17 protein-coding genes are annotated in these 16,368 nt (G+C 46.9%); 15 read left to right on the forward strand and 2 right to left on the reverse strand.

Translation table 11 applies throughout. The annotated features are described in order from the left end of the window. The first annotated feature begins 4 nt into the window (after nucleotides 1–4). The 6 genes from SALPA_RS21355 to aroB are packed head-to-tail and all read left to right on the forward strand — an operon-like array spanning nucleotide 5 to nucleotide 5,236. Nucleotides 5–616 (forward strand): type 4a pilus biogenesis protein PilO, encoded by a 612-nt coding sequence (locus tag SALPA_RS21355; RefSeq protein WP_145098697.1) that lies wholly within the window; start codon nucleotides 5–7, stop codon nucleotides 614–616. A 23-nt stretch (nucleotides 617–639) separates the two neighbouring features. Next, nucleotides 640–1,713 (forward strand): chorismate synthase, encoded by a 1,074-nt coding sequence (locus SALPA_RS21360; protein WP_145098699.1) that lies wholly within the window; start codon nucleotides 640–642, stop codon nucleotides 1,711–1,713. Nucleotides 1,714–1,755: 42 nt separating this feature from the next. Continuing rightward, nucleotides 1,756–2,277 (forward strand): hypothetical protein, encoded by a 522-nt coding sequence (locus tag SALPA_RS21365; RefSeq protein WP_145098701.1) that lies wholly within the window; start codon nucleotides 1,756–1,758, stop codon nucleotides 2,275–2,277. 8 nt (nucleotides 2,278–2,285) lie between these two features. Continuing rightward, nucleotides 2,286–3,611 carry a type II secretion system protein GspD gene (locus SALPA_RS21370; RefSeq protein ID WP_145098703.1) on the forward strand — a complete coding sequence of 442 codons (1,326 nt, stop codon included), beginning with the start codon at nucleotides 2,286–2,288 and terminating at the stop codon, nucleotides 3,609–3,611. 28 nt (nucleotides 3,612–3,639) lie between these two features. After that, nucleotides 3,640–4,167, forward strand: coding sequence for a shikimate kinase (locus SALPA_RS21375; RefSeq protein ID WP_145098706.1), 528 nt, complete (start codon nucleotides 3,640–3,642; stop codon nucleotides 4,165–4,167). Then, on the forward strand, nucleotides 4,154–5,236 hold the full coding sequence (gene aroB / locus SALPA_RS21380; protein WP_145098709.1) for a 3-dehydroquinate synthase: 1,083 nt from the start codon (nucleotides 4,154–4,156) through the stop codon (nucleotides 5,234–5,236). The genes SALPA_RS21375 and aroB overlap by 14 nt, the downstream gene beginning before the upstream one ends. Before the next feature lie 809 nt (nucleotides 5,237–6,045). Here the strand turns inward: aroB and SALPA_RS21385 are convergent. After that, nucleotides 6,046–6,336: a hypothetical protein gene (locus SALPA_RS21385; protein ID WP_186451166.1), complete on the reverse strand. Its 291-nt coding sequence runs from the start codon at nucleotides 6,334–6,336 to the stop codon at nucleotides 6,046–6,048. A 69-nt stretch (nucleotides 6,337–6,405) separates the two neighbouring features. Here SALPA_RS21385 and SALPA_RS21390 point away from each other — a divergent pair, with 69 nt between their 5' ends. The 8 genes from SALPA_RS21390 to SALPA_RS21425 all read left to right on the forward strand — a co-directional run bounded on the left by SALPA_RS21390 (nucleotide 6,406) and on the right by SALPA_RS21425 (nucleotide 15,407). Next, nucleotides 6,406–6,948, forward strand: a complete 543-nt coding sequence (locus SALPA_RS21390; protein ID WP_145098715.1) for a LemA family protein — start codon at nucleotides 6,406–6,408, stop codon at nucleotides 6,946–6,948. A gap of 94 nt (nucleotides 6,949–7,042) precedes the next feature. Then, on the forward strand, nucleotides 7,043–8,254 hold the full coding sequence (locus SALPA_RS21395) for a DUF3137 domain-containing protein (RefSeq protein WP_145098718.1): 1,212 nt from the start codon (nucleotides 7,043–7,045) through the stop codon (nucleotides 8,252–8,254). A gap of 28 nt (nucleotides 8,255–8,282) precedes the next feature. Then, a complete protein-coding gene (locus SALPA_RS30545) occupies nucleotides 8,283–8,495 on the forward strand; it encodes a hypothetical protein (protein WP_222428080.1) in 213 nt (70 codons plus the stop codon). Nucleotides 8,496–8,644: 149 nt separating this feature from the next. Then, nucleotides 8,645–9,610, forward strand: coding sequence for a hypothetical protein (locus SALPA_RS21405; protein WP_145098721.1), 966 nt, complete (start codon nucleotides 8,645–8,647; stop codon nucleotides 9,608–9,610). Nucleotides 9,611–9,883: 273 nt separating this feature from the next. Next, nucleotides 9,884–10,312: a DUF1036 domain-containing protein gene (locus SALPA_RS21410; RefSeq protein ID WP_145098724.1), complete on the forward strand. Its 429-nt coding sequence runs from the start codon at nucleotides 9,884–9,886 to the stop codon at nucleotides 10,310–10,312. Nucleotides 10,313–10,365: 53 nt separating this feature from the next. After that, nucleotides 10,366–10,800 (forward strand): DUF1036 domain-containing protein, encoded by a 435-nt coding sequence (locus SALPA_RS21415; protein ID WP_145098727.1) that lies wholly within the window; start codon nucleotides 10,366–10,368, stop codon nucleotides 10,798–10,800. A 380-nt stretch (nucleotides 10,801–11,180) separates the two neighbouring features. Then, nucleotides 11,181–12,314, forward strand: coding sequence for an efflux RND transporter periplasmic adaptor subunit (locus SALPA_RS21420; RefSeq protein ID WP_145098729.1), 1,134 nt, complete (start codon nucleotides 11,181–11,183; stop codon nucleotides 12,312–12,314). Further along, the gene (locus tag SALPA_RS21425; RefSeq protein ID WP_145098732.1) at nucleotides 12,315–15,407 is read left to right on the forward strand and encodes an efflux RND transporter permease subunit; all 3,093 of its coding nucleotides are present in this window, start codon (nucleotides 12,315–12,317) and stop codon (nucleotides 15,405–15,407) included. 18 nt (nucleotides 15,408–15,425) lie between these two features. Here the strand turns inward: SALPA_RS21425 and SALPA_RS21430 are convergent, their stop codons facing one another. Further along, nucleotides 15,426–15,710, reverse strand: coding sequence for a CC/Se motif family (seleno)protein (locus SALPA_RS21430; RefSeq protein ID WP_145098735.1), 285 nt, complete (start codon nucleotides 15,708–15,710; stop codon nucleotides 15,426–15,428). A gap of 177 nt (nucleotides 15,711–15,887) precedes the next feature. On the opposite strand from SALPA_RS21430, the gene SALPA_RS21435 reads away from it, so the two are divergent. Then, nucleotides 15,888–16,346, forward strand: coding sequence for a hypothetical protein (locus SALPA_RS21435; RefSeq protein WP_145098738.1), 459 nt, complete (start codon nucleotides 15,888–15,890; stop codon nucleotides 16,344–16,346). Nucleotides 16,347–16,368: the final 22 nt, after the last annotated feature.

A 16,368-nucleotide genomic window follows, 5' to 3' on the forward strand; every position in this document is an offset into this window, starting at 1 on the left:
GTAAATGGAATGGCTGGGTACTTGGTCTATAAAATATAAAGCAATAGCCCGGTATAAGGGCTGGGTGCTGGGGGTTGGTGCACTACTTGTTACCTTGCTTTTTTATATTGGGGTAGTTATCCCTCAGCGTACGGCTATTGCCGTGGTTAAAGATCAATACCAAACCGAGCGGGAACGGCTAAAAGTTATCGAAGCCTATGCCAAAAGGCATCCTGATTCTATCGGTTACCTAAAAGAGCTTGATCAAAAGCTTACGCTACTTGATGCTAAATTACCGAATCAGCCGGAACTTGGTGAATTCATCAAGGAAATCGAACAAGCATCCAAGCTAAGCAGTATGCGGCTTGCTGAGATTAAGCCGGCTGCCGCTACTGAAAAAGCCGGCTATCTGGAAATTCCCATAGAAATCCTGCTAACAGGTTCATTTACCAATCTATTGGAATTTATTAAGGCAATTGAGGGCAGCCAAAGGTTCACCGATATTAGTAATACTAATATCCAGGCCAAACAAGGAATGCTGGAAGTCAAACTTACTATGGTTATCTACAGCTTCGGTGCTGCTGGGGAGACCAAGCAGTTGTCGTCACAAAATTCAGATCCATCGACTAAAAAGTAATTTTCCCGAAAGAGGTGCAACACATGTTTAGATTTCTCACAGCTGGTGAATCACACGGACCGGCGCTTACCGCTATTATTGAAGGTATTCCGGCCGGCTTACAATTAGATTTTGACCAAATAAATGAGGACATGGCGCGCAGACAGCAGGGGTTTGGCCGGGGTGGCCGCATGAAGATTGAAAAAGATAAAGCCGAAATAACATCAGGTGTACGGTTTGGCAGTACGTTAGGCAGCCCGCTTACAATGGTGATATCTAACCGTGACTGGGAGAATTGGCAGGAGCGAATGGCTGTATTTGGCCAGCCGCAAGGAGCTGAGATAACTGCACCCCGCCCCGGACATGCTGATTTGCCGGGTGTTTTAAAATACCAGCGGCAAGATATCCGGGATATTCTGGAACGGGCCAGTGCCCGTGAAACTGCCGCCCGAGTGGCTGTAGGAGCAATTGCCAAACAGCTTATTGCTGTGGCTGGTATTACCATAACCTCTAGCGTCTTAACTATCGGCGGCGCGCAAACCGAGACGGAAATGCTAGAAGCGATTGCCAAGGCTAAGACGGCCGGCGATTCCCTTGGCGGCATATTTCAGGTTATGGCTTCCCCTGTTATGCCTGGATTAGGTAGTCATGTGCAGTGGGATCGGCGTCTGGATACCCGTTTGGCTGCTGCAGTTATGTCTATTCAAGCCATTAAGGGGGTAGAATTTGGGGCCGGATTTGCCTATGCCAATTTGCCTGGCAGTCAGGTGCATGATGAAATATATTATGAAAGCAAGCAGGGATATTATCGCCGTACTAATAATGCCGGTGGTATTGAAGGCGGTATTAGTAATGGTGAGCCGATTATTCTTAAAGCGGTAATGAAGGCCATTCCGACATTGATGAAACCGCTTGCTACTGTAGATATAGCAGATAAAACAGCAATCAAGGCCAATACGGAGCGTAGCGATGTGTGTGCTGTTGCTGCTGCTGCCGTTGTTGCCGAAGCCATGGTGGCTATTGTGCTGGCTCAGTCCCTGCTCGAAAAATTTGGCGGTGACAGCATTGAGGACTTGCGGCTGGCGATCAATAGCTATAGAATACGAATTAACGAGTGAATAGCCATGGAGTGAGTTTTTTCTCAGAAGGGAGTACAAATTGTGGCGAGGTTTAACCTCCGGCAACATAGTGCTCAACTACTAATTATCTGTTGCTTACTAGTAGCGGCACTAGGCTATTTCTTCTGGTCGCCGGGGCTGATTGCATTCTCAGGTAGTTATTCTGATAGTTATTCTGACACCTCTCAACAAGACAGTGTTTCACAAGCGATGCTTCAGCCGGTAACGGGCTATTCGGCACTGCCGGTGATGCGTGATCCGTTTGCCGTTCCCCAGGAATTTGCGCAGGTGGCACCTGTTCCGGCTTTACCGCCACCGGCTAAGAATTACCCCAGTATTTCGAACAATGTTTTGCCACCGTCTGCAATACCGGAAAGCTCATTAGAACTTGTTGGTGTAGTGAGCGGTGGAGGGCAAAAAGTGGCGATAATTAAAAGTGCTGGCAAGAGTGGTTCCTATCAAATCAAGGATTATCTTGGACCATATCAACTGCTGGCAGTGGGGGAAAGAGCGGTTACTCTTTGGGGACCAAAAGGTGAAAAAGTTTTGATTTTAGAAAGGTGAAATCTTCAATGCGGTGTCTGATAAAATCGATCCTGGTAGCGTTGTGGATTTGTTTTTCTACCATAACAGGCGTTGCAGTGGCTAATCCTCAAGTGAATATGAATGTGATTAATGGTGAAGTACGGGATGTACTTACCGCGCTGGCGACTATTGGCAAGGCAAATATGGTAATAGATGACTCGGTCAAGGGTACGATTACCATTCAACTTACGAATATTCCGTACGCTTCGGCCGTGGATTTGGTGTGCAAGACCAAAGGGCTTACCTACCAATTTGTTGACGATGTTATGGTCGTAGGGGTTGCTGATCAAATCGGCAGAGGATTTGGTTCGGTACATATATTTAAGCTGAAATTCATTAATCCGGATTCGGTGAAAGACACAATTTTTTCCATCTTATTTGGTGAGAGAAAAGGCGAGAAAGCAACAAAGACGGCGGGAAGCAGTGCCAATTTACAAAAGAGCACTACAGCTAGTGCTACATCAACTTCTGGCGAAACAGCTAGCGAAAAATCAACAGAGTTAGACCGATTGACGATTGATTATGCAACAAATTCATTAGTTCTCTTTGGCACTGAGGCTGAGGCGGCACAGATCCAAAAATTATTGTCTGAACTAGACATACCCTATCAGCAGGTATCACTGGAAGCTGAGGTATTGGCAATTAGTAAAGATAAAACAAAAGATTTGGGAATTGAATGGTCGTGGGAGGCAACACCGCAATATGCAGAGAGAACTACAGACGATAATGGAGCTGTTACTGTTACCCGCAGTGGCAGTAAGGGTGTAATTCAGTTTGGACGTAATCCCGAAGGAAACCCGTATGAGTTTTATTATCAGGCAACTATTAATGCTTTGGTAAGCAACGGTGACGCTAAGGTGCTGGCCAAACCTAAAGTTACCACGATCAATGGTAAACAGGCACAGATACTTATTGGTGACCGTATCCCGGTGCAGGTTCAAACATTGACGAATGGGATAACAACAACCAGTACCGAGTATATTGATGCTGGTATTAAATTGATTTATACGCCCCGGATTAATACTGACGGATTAATAACGGTAGATGTCCGCACAGAAGTTAGCAGTGCAACACTAGTGCCTGATATTAAGGCCTATAAGATTACTACCCGTCAGGCTGAGACCACGGTACGGCTAAAAGATGGCGAAACCATGGTAATTGGTGGTTTGATTGGGGCTACAGACAATGAAGTTAGAAAGGCAGTACCGTTCTTTGGTGACCTACCAATAATTGGGTCTCTATTCAAGAATTTTAACAAATCCCATAACGATACAGAAGTAGTCATTTTTCTTACTCCACGTATCGTAAAATAGCTATGCTTTACTATTTTTGGAGGAACAAGTGAAAAACATAGTGTTAATCGGTTTCATGGGCACAGGTAAGACCAGTACCGGACGGTTATTAGCAGGACGGCTTAACCGCCCATTTATTGATGTTGATAAAAAGATTGAGCAAGAAACAGGATTAGCCATTAGTGATATTTTTCAGCTTTATGGGGAAGACCATTTTCGTCAGATAGAACGGGAGGTTATTTCCCGCGTGGCCCGTTACACCAATACGGTTATTGCTACCGGTGGCGGGGTGGTGCTCAAACAGGAGAATATAGTTAGACTTAAAAATACCGGTGTAATTATTTCGCTTATGGCATCATTGGAAATTATTTTAGAGAGAACAGCGCGACCTGGTATTCGGCCATTGTTAGACTGTGAAGACCGGGCTGAGCGGGTAGCCAAACTTTTTCAGGATAGGGCCAGTCTTTACATGAAGGCCGATTATACAATAGACACCAGTTGTATGTCGCCACAGCAGGTGACAGAAAGAATTATTGTATTTCTCAGGGAAGGGGGGCATTTGCGTGGCCGAAGTTAACGTCAATCTGGATGCGCACAGCTATACCATTCATATCACTACCGGTGGTATCAGCCTGGTAGGTGAGCTGATGAGTAAGCTATCATTAGGGAATAAGATTCTTATTGTGACAGATGACAATGTTTGTCCACTTTATGCGGATACACTGTCTAGCAGTTTGGTGGCCGCGGGTTTTAAGCCTACTGTTTTAGCTGTAACGCCAGGAGAAAGCTCAAAGTCACTTACTACGGCAAATATCGTATTTACAGAGGCTATTGCTAGCGGGCTTGATCGTAAGTCTGCTATTATTGCGCTAGGTGGCGGTGTTGTTGGTGACTTGGCTGGCTTTGTGGCGGCAAGTTATTTGCGCGGTGTACCGTTTATTCAAATACCGACGACATTGCTGGCGCAGGTTGATTCAAGCGTTGGTGGTAAAACAGCCGTTAACCATGAGTTGGGGAAAAATTTAATTGGCGCTTTCTACCAGCCCCGTATGGTAGTCATTGACCCACAGGTTTTAGATACGCTTAACGACAGGGAATTGAAGGCAGGTTTGGCTGAAGTTGTCAAATACGGCGTTATTGCTGATGGTGATTTCTTTACTTACTTACAAGACAATGCTTCAGCACTACTAGCGCGTGATCCGGTGGTGCTCACCCACATTATTGGTAAGTGCTGCCAGCTTAAAGCTGATATTGTTGCCCAAGATGAGAGGGAGAGCTCGCTGCGTATGATCTTGAATTTTGGTCACACGGTCGGACATGCCATTGAGGCCGAGGGTGGTTATTCTGAGTATAATCACGGTGAAGGTGTAGCTATAGGAATGCATGCGGCCGCTCTTATCAGTCAACATGTCGGGCTGTGTGAACAAAGTCAGGTAACTGCTCTGAAAAAGTTGCTTAACCGGCTGGATTTACCACTTACAGCACCAGGTTATCATCCAGAACAACTGCTCAGCTATTTGGTCAGAGATAAGAAAGTGGTTAATGGCAAGATTAATTGGGTGTTGATGTCCAGAATTGGTCATGTAGAAATAACTCATGAAGTTACTGAGGATGCTATTAAGGCGGTATTAGAGCAGATTACATGACTTTCAACAAAAGCAGCAACCGCATTATGATCCTTGAGGATGTGCTGCACGAATTGGGCTTGAATGAGCGCAAGATTGCGCATACGATATGGATCAAATGGACCCGCCGCTTTCTTATCAGCGGGTGCCAGAGCGTACGTAAGCACAAACTGAATATCGGCATGTCGTCAGACAAACTAAAAACGCACGGGTTTCCCCGCTGACAAGCGGGGAAACCCGTGCGTTTTTCTTTTGGTCTGCCGGAAATTATAAGTAAAGCCTTTTGATATAAGAACACCTAAGACTTCTGCGATCTCCTGAAGTTGGCCCAAGCCAAGTATTTTATTATCCTGACGAAAAAGGATACTTTTCAGGTCTATTGTGTATATCCCTTTTTGGTGTATGGTGGTGTAAAAGGGGGGAAGGGAGGTTTTCTTTTGACCGAGAAGGCTTCATATGGATCTAAGGACGTTTCTTTCCCATGTGCGGGAGGCGTTTGGCCTGCAAAGCGAGGAACGCAAAAACGCGGGATCTGCTGAAACAACTTGCCGATGAACTACAGTACGCCGGTCATGTACAGCAGATTTTCATCCTGCGTAAGAAAAATGAACTAGGCAAAAGACTGAAAATGGTTTTTCGAAAAACTTACCATTAAGTCGCAAGCGCAGCTGCAGGAACGTTTAAAAAGACAGTAAAGCAACAAGTTGAAAATTTTATTGAACAAAATTACCCGGTGGGTACTGTTGGTGCGAAAGAATGCTTTGTATAATTTTCACATACAAAAAGAGGCTGTTTATTATTGTGGAGTGAGGGGGTGAAGGAATGCCGGCTTATGTGGCGGCCTGCTGCTTGTCCTGCTGATGAGCCTGTATCTGGCGGCGACCTTGCTGAACTTTACGGCGCGGTCCACCGGCAAAAATGATAAGGACTGGACGGTTTATCAAACCCACGAAATCGGCGGCGCTTATCTGGAGGCCGGAACCTGGCAACTGTCCATTAAGCCCAATTGGGGTAATGATTATTCCGGAATAGAGTACTTCATGAACCTGCGCAGTGTTACGCTGCAACTGGAAAAAGAGAAGTAGACCGGCTGTGGCAATGCTCGCCGCCGTTCTCGACATGCTGTATCTGCAGGGAACCTTGCCGGGGCAAGCTTTGACCGGACATAAAGAAACCGAGGTGTGAAACACATGGAAATTATCCTTGCTGCGGGCGCCGCCGTTCTTTTGGCAGTTTACTGGGCCGTCAGCACATCCAACCATTTTCGGCGGATACTGATCAAAATCGAAGAAGCTGATTCCGGCATTGAGGTTGCTTTGACCAAACGCTATGACACGCTGACCAAACTGCTGGCAGTATGCAAAAACTATGCAAAGTATGAGGTAGAGACCCTGACCGCTGTGGTCAGGCTGCGGCAAAGCATGCCTGCTGCCGAGAAAGCCGCAGCCAGTCAGCAGATGGACGAGATTCTCCGCCGGGTCAATATAATCGCCGAAGCCTATCCCGAACTGAAAACCAGTGAAAACTATATAAACCTTCAGAACGCCATCGCCGACGTGGAAGACCATCTGCAGGCGGCCCGCCGGGTCTATAACATGAACGTATCTTCTTACAATCAGGCCATCGCCGTGTTCCCTGCCAGTATTGTCGCGGGGCTGCAGCACCGGACCCCATGGGACTTTTTCGCGGCCGAGAATAGCAAAAAGGACGATGTGGCGATGAATTTTGACTGACGCCGTCTTGTTAGCGGGCGGGACAACGCGGGTTATGTTTTATATATTGCGGTCGCCTTGCTGCTGTTAGGTAGCGTGAAATAGAGGTGAATAAATGAAACGAATCAAAAAACTTTTAGGCTTTGACAGCCAGTATTCTTGGATGAAGTGGCTGAAAATGGCCTTTGCCGTCGTCGCGCTGATCATTGCTTCGGCGTTTTGGTACAATTTTGGGTTTCTCATCATGGAAGACGGCATCATCGGCATTATCCTTGGACTGCTTGCCTTTGTATTCCTGTTCGGGCCGATTCTGCTCAGCATGCTGGGAGTCGCCACGCTGATTGGCACGCTTATCGGCGGTATGCTCAGCGGCGTCAAGCAACACAAGAGTTTCAAGGAAACCGCCGCCATCGGCTCCGCTGAACTCATGGAACTGGAGAAGCTGCGCATGAAATCGCAGATGCTGGACTTCCTTTTCATCATCGCGGTGATTGCCCTGATAATTCTGCTTTTTCCCCTCGGGATACCCTTGATGGAAGCCTTTGGCGAGCCGGGACTTTATGGCTACATCATCGTGGCAGTCATCCTGCTGATCGGTTTTTGGGTGGCGAAGGCCCCCGTCAAGGCGCGTTACAAGGACTCTTTTAAAGAAAATGTTGTGAAGAAAAGTCTTAGTTCGGTTTTGAGCAACATGGAGTTTTTACCGGAGCAAAAGCTCGACGAAGCTCTGGTCAAAGCGGCGGCGCTGTTTCCCCGCTATGACATTTACGGCGGCAACGATTATCTTGCGGCGGACTACCACGGGCATCACTTCGTGCAATCGGACATTCATTTGCAGGAGGAGCGGGAAGAAAGCTACACTGACGACGATGACAATGTGCAGACGCGGACAGTGTATGTCACCATTTTTCGCGGGCGGCTGATGATCTTTGACTATGATGCCATTTCCGATGAACCGGTCGCCGTCTTAGATCGGTGCGGCGGTAAGCCGAAAAGCACCGAAATGATTCAAACAGAGCTGGATGCTTTCAACCAGAGGTTTTTTGTCGTTGCACCCAGTCCGACGGCGGCTTTGCGCATCCTGACCCCGCCCGTTCTCGAGGGCATCGTGTTGGCGCGGAGCAAGCTGGACTATCCGCTGTATCTCTCGTTCCGCGAGGATAAGCTCTATGTGGCACTGGCAAACGGTGATTCCTTTGAAGCCGCCGGCGGCGATGTCACGCTCTCCGAGCAACGTCGGCGCGTGACGGGCGACATTCAGACGATGCTTGATCTTATTGACACATTATATCTGAAAAACGAAGGGGGAACCAGGACATCAATATGAAAAGGCTAATTACGCAACCCAAGGCATTTTGAATGTTGTTTTGGATAGCGCTTTGCCGTTTGCAAGTTACTTGATCTTCAATCTTGTTTTAATAGAATTTATAGTATTTTTGACTGAATTTTTAGGTGTGCTCGTTTTAATTAAAGAACACGGCAAACTTCGCCGCGTTTCTTATGTGCTGGTTGCAAATACAGTCAGTCTCGTATTAGGCGGCTATTGGATAATCAACCTGCCGGTTTAATAGGCAACCAGTGCCATTGTGCGGATAGCTTTTTCTTATGCCTGACGCAAAAGGATACTTTTCGGGGCTATTGTGGATATTCCTTCTCGGTATATAGTGGTATAAACAGGAGGAGAAGGGAGGTTTCTTTTTGACTGGGAGGACCTCATATGAACCTATGTACGGCCGTTTTTTATACGGGAATGCGATTCTCCGGGAGGCAGCAGCGTACCGCCGGCTTCGTCCGGCCGAACCTTGATAACAGCGAGCGGGTTACGCCGGAGGATATGAATTTTGACGGTTATACAGATTTAAAAATCACGGCGGTGCAGGGCAATGCCAACGTGTATTATCACTGCTGGCTGTGGGATCAAAAACGGCAAGAGTTCGTTTTCCATAAAGGCTTGAGCAACCTTGCGTCACCTGTATTTGATTCCAGTGCTAAGACCGTGCATTCCTTTACCCCTGTGAGCGCCACCGACAGTGTGGAGGCAACCTATACTTTCCTTCGCAACGGTAAGCTTAGCCCCTTGCAAATCATTGAGCAGGCATATGACAAAGACGGGAATTTAATAATAGCCAGACAGTATAGCCTGGATAAAAAAGGCAAGAAACACTTGGTGCGTGAACAGGTAGTTCTTCAGGAACAGGGGGAATTGAAAGCCGAAGATCAAGAATTGGATTTCATGCCCTTTCCCAACGCAACGGTTTACAAATCGATGCAGGGTTTTTCCCTCCTTTTGCCTGAAGGCGCCGTCGCCAGGGATACCACTGACGGCGTGAAAGTTACGGCCGGAAAGTGGTTTGTTTTTGTGAACCGGTTGGGGAACGCCGTCGATAATCTGGCTGACCGGGCGGTTCAGACCGAACTGGAAGAAAAGGCATTGTGCGAAGAGCCTCTGAGTCGGGGGAAAATAGAATGGGCCTATTCGACCGACCAAACGACACTAAACGGGTATGATTTTTATCGCAGGCCGTTCACCGGCGTGCTTGACGGCGTACCGGTCGATAGGGGCACCTTCTACTATGCTAATATCAACGGCAAGCATTACAGAGTGGTCAGCGCTCAGTTGACAGGTATCAGCGACGGCATTATCCTGCTGGTTAAAATGCTGAACACACTTGTTGTCGAGTGAACTTGTTTCAACAAAGCTGAAACATCGGGGGTTTAGGCGGAGAGTCTACATCACTTAAACTGACGTCGCTTATAGACAGGCTGCGACGGGCAAAAAAAGCCGGGCGGGGAAGTTAAACTGCTGCCGGAAAAGGCCATTTTGACCGATGCCCCCGATATTCCTGTCGGCGCCTGTCTACCGGGAAAAGTCGGTGTAACGGCCTGAACGGGAGGCGGGAGCCGGTCGACAGACAGGTGCAAGCTGCGAAAAAATTATAGGGAAGAGGTGCGTTGAATGGGAAACAAAGCATGCAAAATCCTGTTCGGTTTATTCATCCTGCTGGTGGTGGCTGTTGCTCCGCAACCAGCGGCAGCCATCGGCATCAGTCTCGAAAATCCTTACGATCAAACCCTATGGACAGCCATCGTATATTTTGAGGACTCGTCCGGTAAGTGGGTAACCAGAGGCTGGTACAAAGTCGCCCCAAATAGTACCCGGAAACTGGATTTTTCCTCGTCAACCAAGAAAAATTCCGTGTATATCCATGCTCACACCAGCGAAGCGTTCTGGGGAGGCAGCGAAAATTCGATCAAGCGGACAGTGATAAAAGAAACTTTTAAATACTACGATGGCGAACCCTGCCCGCCGGGCAGCAATCGCCGGCAGGTGTACCTTGACCGGTGGTATGTGGAAAATAACGGCATAGTTTACTGGCGGCCCTGAGGATGCCGGACCAGGTTTCAGCGGTTTTAAATTTAGTGAAGAGGTGACATATAATGAAAAAAAACGTATGCAAAGCAATCCTGGGTTTATTCCTTTTACTGGCGGTCAGCATTCCGCAGCCGGCAGCAGCCTTCGACATCTTTATCGAAAATCCTTACAGTCAGACTATGTGGACCTCCCTCGTATACTATGAGGATGCGGCCGGCAAATGGGTAACCAGAGGCTGGTACAAGATTGAGGCCAACAGCACCAGACACCTGGAATTTCCCAGCTCCACCCAGAGGACCTTCCTCTATCTTCATGCCTATACCAGCGAGGCCTCCTGGGGCGGCATCGGCGAAGACGCAATAAAACGGACGGTCATTAAAGAAGGCTTCAAATATTATGACGGCGAATCCTGCCCGCCGGGCGGCAACCGCCGCCAGGTATCCTTCGACCGCCTGTATATGGAAAATGAAAGTACCGGCACCTTCTCCTGGGCTCCGTGAGGAAGATAAGACTACAAGCTGGATACGCGAGTCTGCCAAAGCCAAAGCCCGGTTTATCTTAGCGTTTGAGTTAAGACTCCCGTCTCTATAGGTGGCGTTAGTTCAGGTAGAATAGACTCTCCACCTGACCCCCGATGTTTCAGCAAAGCTGAAACGAGTTCACTGATGGGTATCTGCCGGGAGGCCGCTGTAAACACAGGCGAGCCTCCCGGTTTGTTTACAAGCCGCTGTGATGGTACAAATTTAAATGTTAGGGCTGCTTTTAAAGCAGCCCATTTTGGGTTTGTCTGAATGTCCCGTAATTTATTTTATAAAGGCAGGAGAGAGTGGGGGTTTGTCGAATAGAAAGTGGGTATCAAAAAAATTGGAGGAATGAGCAGGTGGCAAGCAGGAAGAGAAGAGCAATTATCTTTGTATCTGTTATTGCAGTAGTCTTGGCTGGAATTGTCGGCTACCGAATTTATAGTAATACACAAGCAAGTAAAGAGCGGGCTGCGCGAGCATCCCAGGGGCAGGTAGTGGCGGTTGAAGTAGCAGCTATAACCAGACGGGATATTACGCCGGTTTTAACCTTTTCTGCTAGTCTTGAGCCGATATGGAGTGCAGATATTTCCAGTAAAGTGGACGGACGCATCGAACAGCTTACGGTTGATGAAGGCGATACAGTTTCAGATGGTATGACAATAGCTATCCTGGACATGGGGGAGCTTTCGGCCCAGGTAGTTCAGGCTGAGGGGAATTTATTCCAGGCCAAAGCCAATCTTGAACAAGCCGAACTTGATCTTAGGCGAATGGAACCGCTTGCCAGCCAGGGCGCTGTCTCAGCGCAAACCCTTGATTCGGCCAGGACTAAGCGGGATTTGGCTGCTGGTCAGGTTCGCGCGGCTGAGGGGGCACTAGCCTTATATGATAGCAAACTTACAGGTGCTACGATAAATTCACCGCGGAGCGGGGTAGTTGTTAAGCGCTATTTGCAATCAGGTTATTATGCCAAAGCAGGTACGGCTATTGTTAGCGTTGCTGATATTACCACGCTTTTGGCAAAAGCTACTGTTGGCGAGGCCGAGATTGCAAAGCTGACGCTGGGTGCACCTGTAAAAGTAAGGGTCGACGCTTTAGGCGGGCAGGAGTTTAGTGGAACAATTACCCGTCTGTCACCAGTAGCAGCAATGCCTTCGCGGACATTTATTGCGGAAATATCGATTCCTAATCCGCAAAGCATTTTGAAGGCAGGTATGTTTGCTAAGGTTGAGGTTCCTATTCAGATCCAGGCACAGGCGTTGGTGGTGCCGGAAACAGCGCTGGTAATGAAGGAAGATATCAAGACAGTTTATGTACTTACGGCTGACAACAAAGTGCAGCAGCGGGCGCTTAAGCTGGGATTTGTTGGCGGCGGTTGGGCTGAGGTGCTTGACGGTGTTAACGACGGTGAGCAAATCGTTATTGCCGGTCAAAATAAACTGAGAGACGGTTCAATGGTCAAACTGGGGGCGCCTGGGGAGGCTGGCAAATAAATGATTGATATTTTTATAAAGCGCCCGGTATTTACTACCATGCTGGTTATGCTGCTGGTGGTATTCGGTCTTAACTCATATCCAAGTCTGGGTGTTGATCTTTATCCTGATGTGGAATTTCCCATTGTCTTAGTAAATGTTACTTATACAGGCGCTTCGCCGGAAGAGATGGAAAGTCTCATTACGAAGCCAATTGAAGATGCGGTAAGCTCAGTTGCGGGGATAAAGACGCTATCTTCCGTGTCACGAGAAGGGGTATCCCAGACGACCATTGAGTTTGAATTGGGTACAAACCCCAAAATGGCCGCCAATGATGTGCGCGAGAAGGTCGCCGGTGTCAGGAAGCGCCTGCCTGATGAAATTGATGAACCGGTAGTACAGCGGTTAGACATCACCGCTCAGTCGATTCTCAGCTTTAGTTTAGCCTCAGAGACGCGGTCACGGGGAGAAATCCGTAAAATTGCTGAAGATATTGTTAAAGATCAGCTCCAACAGGTAGAAGGGGTGGCTGAGGTCAGTATTTATGGTGCTGCCCTAAGAGAAATACAGATATTGGCTGATCCGCCTAAGCTTGAAGCCTATGGTGTTTCATTACAGCAATTAATTGATGCGGTTAATAATAATAATGTCAATACGCCTGGTGGGCATGTTAAGGAACAGGGTATTGAGCTAACTGTTAGAACTATTGGCAAATATAAAAGTGTTGATGATATTAAACGCATTGTTGTTCTCAATCAGCAAGGCCGTTTGGTGCATCTGCAGGATGTGGCCAGTGTAACAGATACCTGGGCAGAAGAACGAACCTATGCGGCAACCAATGGCGTACCAAGTGTAATTATTACTATTCAGAAGCAGTCAGGTACTAACACGGTAGGGGTTGCTGAAAAAGTAAAACAGTCGATGCAGCAGTTAGAGCAAAATGTGTTGCCCCCTGATATGAAAGTAACCAAAGTACGGGACAACTCTGTTTATATTAGAGACAGCGTTGATGATGTCATGGTGTCGATAGTGTTTGGCGGTTTGTTGGCGGTAGCGATTACCTTCCTGTTTTTGCGTAATACGCGAGCTACGATAATTGGTGCTATAGCCATTCCGACTTCGATTATATCGACCTTCTTTTTGATGAGGGTCATGAATTTTACCCTTAACAATATGTCGCTGATGGGGCTTAGTCTGGCTGTGGGAATTCTCATTGACGATGCTATCGTTATTGTTGAAAATATTTTCCGTCACATGGAGCAAGGCAAAAGTCCGCTGTCGGCAGCTCGCGAAGGCACAAAAGAGATTTCTCTGGCTGTTTTGGCGACAACCTTCTCAATTCTTGCCGTATTTGTGCCTGTAGGTACCATGGGCGAGATTATTGGTCAGTATTTTAAGCAGTTTGGCTTAACGATAGCTTTTGCTGTAGCCTTTTCTCTATTTGTAGCCTTTACGCTTACGCCAATGTTGTCGGCGTATTGGTTAAAAACCGGTCATGCTGGACAAGGCCGCCGGATAGGCTGGCTGGAGTCGATACTGGATAAGTGGGAGCAAGGCTTTGAAGCTTTCCGCCGCTACTACCGGGAAGTGTTGTATTGGGCGCTGCAGCGGCCGAAAAAACTGGTAGCACTGGCTATCCTATCGCTGCTGCTTAATGCATTATTAATGCCTTTCTTAGGTTCCGAGTTTCAGCCTACCTATGACTCAGGAGAATTTAATATCAATCTGATAGCACCATCAGGAACATCCATTGAGCGGAATAAAGAATTAGTGGCCCAGGTTGAGAAAGAGGTTATGGCTATTCCTGAATTAGAATCAGCCTACCTGGTTGTTGGTGTCAATCGTCAGGTGTACCGTTCAATGATTGGTGTACGTTTGATTGATTCAGGCAATCGTTCCCGCTCTATGATGCAGATTATGGATTCGCTTCGCAGCAAGTTCCGCAATATTAATGGGTTGAAGGTTAATGTGTCAACAGGTCAAAGTGTGGGTAAGGGCGACTCTCGTCCAGTGCAAATCGCTTTACGCGGGCCAGAGTTAGATATACTGAATATGTATGCAAATACACTGGCTGAAAAGATAAAACAAATTCCCGGTACAACTGATGTAGACATATCCAGTGAGCAATCAGAACCAGAGGTACAGGTGAAACTTGATCCAGCCCGGTTGGGTGATGTTGGACTTGACGCGACAACTGCCGGTAATGCTGTGCAAACTGCTTTTCTGGGTGACACTGCCAAAAACCAATATAATGTGGCTGACAGTGATTACGATATCCGGGTGCAACTGAAGCAGTCCAATCGACTGAGCTTGGACGATGTGGCAAATCTGCGAATTAGTGGCAAAAATGGTTTCGTGCGCTTGGGTGATATTGCCGAAGTTAAGTTGTCGTCAGGTCCGACGCAGGTCGATCGTGAAGACCGCCAACGTCAGGTAATTGTCTATGCCAATGCGGTAGGAGCTTCGTCTGGGGAGGTAATTAATAAAGTAAAAGAGCTTATCCCCGGTCTTAATTTACCAATGGGTTATACCCACAAGCTGGTAGGGCAAGCACAAATGATGGAAAACTCGTTTAAAGAGATTTCCAAAGCACTCTTATTGGCAGTAATCCTTATTTACATGGTTTTAGCGGCAGAGTTTGAAAGCTTTATTCATCCGCTGATAATTATGTTATCATTACCATTTTCGTTGATTGGAGCGATAGTAGGGTTGTTACTTGTGGGCAGTACTGTTAACATGATGTCTCTGATTGGCGTGATTATGCTGATGGGCCTGGTAACTAAAAATGCTATTTTGCTGGTTGATTATACGAATCAGCTCAGACAGCAGGGAATGCCTATTGTTGATGCGCTGGTAGAGGCCGGGTCAGTACGGCTGCGCCCCATTTTAATGACAACAATGGCCATGATTTTTGGCATGGCACCGATTGCACTCGGTATTGGTGCAGGTGCTGAAATTCGTTCATCGATGGGGGTAGCGTTAATTGGTGGTTTAATAACATCAACCTTCCTGACTTTGGTCATTATCCCGCTGGTGTATTTGCTAGTTGATAGGCTGCAAAATTATTTTAGACCAGTTAAACCGGATATAACAGAAAGAAGCCCTAGCGTGTAATGCTAGGGCTTTTTCCTATTATGCTAATGACCAGCCTTCAATAACAAGCTTTTTGAATCCCAAAAAATTACTAAGCGTAATGGTCAGCGGTATTGCAGGCAGTTCATGCGGGATATAAACCATAATTCCCTGAATTTCTTCGCAACTGTAATTGTGAGGGTCATGTGGCTGTCCGAGGCGTACAGACGGGCTTTCACGGATATCGATGCAGCAGCTAATAACCTGAAATAGTTCAAGATATACCGGTTTGCCGTGGGACTTAATATATTCAAGAGCCTTGTCAGTTATTGTAAGCGTTGCCATCAAAGGGGCCTCCTTTACTATTTTGCTACAACTATTCGGTAGTAAGGGCTAATATCCTCCTAACAAAGAGTTTTTAAAACTCTGCGGCGGCTTTACTGTTTGATAGTGACATAATATTTGGAAACTGAATAGTATACATTGTAATGTGTGAGATGCGCCGCCTTAGGGGGGATGATATTGTTTAACCGGACAGAAGCCGTGAATAATCTACTGGCATTGATGAGACTGCAAAATAGTTATATTCATGAACTAAGCAAGCTAATATATGCCGCCGCTACTGATTTGACGTTGGCTAATAATCAGGAATTCACCAAGTTTGTTGCCAATTTTTTTGAATTTGCTCATTATCACTACAACAGTGAAGGCTACAGCCAAGCTGCGCAGTTGGTACAAATCTACCATTATATTTTATTGGAGCGATTGCTGGATAGTCAAGTTTTAGTTGCTGCTGAACAAATGGAACTTGCCATTAGCCATCTGGAGATGGCTGTTCGGGAGATGCAGGCTAGGTTTCATCCGCAAATAATTCTGCTAAATCAGGGGATTCTACTAATGGAAGAAACTCAGTTAAAAATTATTGAGAGCCTGGAAGAACTTTTGGAACGATCTCAGCCTGTTCCCAAATTGCAGAATTAGAAAAAAGTTTGTGAAAAACAGG

The organism is Sporomusa sp. KB1 (genome assembly GCF_007830295.1).
In the GTDB taxonomy this organism is placed as follows: Bacteria; Bacillota; Negativicutes; order Sporomusales; family Sporomusaceae; genus Sporomusa.

Coding starts and splice junctions, on each gene's coding strand:
- SALPA_RS21360 (WP_145098699.1), top strand. CDS start 640: ATGTTTAGATTTCTCACAGCTGGTGAATCACACGGACCGGCGCTTACC.
- SALPA_RS21425 (WP_145098732.1), top strand. CDS start 12,315: ATGATTGATATTTTTATAAAGCGCCCGGTATTTACTACCATGCTGGTT.
- SALPA_RS21390 (WP_145098715.1), top strand. CDS start 6,406: ATGGAAATTATCCTTGCTGCGGGCGCCGCCGTTCTTTTGGCAGTTTAC.
- SALPA_RS21355 (WP_145098697.1), top strand. CDS start 5: ATGGAATGGCTGGGTACTTGGTCTATAAAATATAAAGCAATAGCCCGG.
- SALPA_RS21410 (WP_145098724.1), top strand. CDS start 9,884: ATGGGAAACAAAGCATGCAAAATCCTGTTCGGTTTATTCATCCTGCTG.
- SALPA_RS21370 (WP_145098703.1), top strand. CDS start 2,286: ATGCGGTGTCTGATAAAATCGATCCTGGTAGCGTTGTGGATTTGTTTT.
- SALPA_RS21415 (WP_145098727.1), top strand. CDS start 10,366: ATGAAAAAAAACGTATGCAAAGCAATCCTGGGTTTATTCCTTTTACTG.
- SALPA_RS21395 (WP_145098718.1), top strand. CDS start 7,043: ATGAAACGAATCAAAAAACTTTTAGGCTTTGACAGCCAGTATTCTTGG.
- SALPA_RS21405 (WP_145098721.1), top strand. CDS start 8,645: ATGAACCTATGTACGGCCGTTTTTTATACGGGAATGCGATTCTCCGGG.
- SALPA_RS21385 (WP_186451166.1), bottom strand. CDS start 6,336: ATGTCGAGAACGGCGGCGAGCATTGCCACAGCCGGTCTACTTCTCTTT.
- SALPA_RS21430 (WP_145098735.1), bottom strand. CDS start 15,710: ATGGCAACGCTTACAATAACTGACAAGGCTCTTGAATATATTAAGTCC.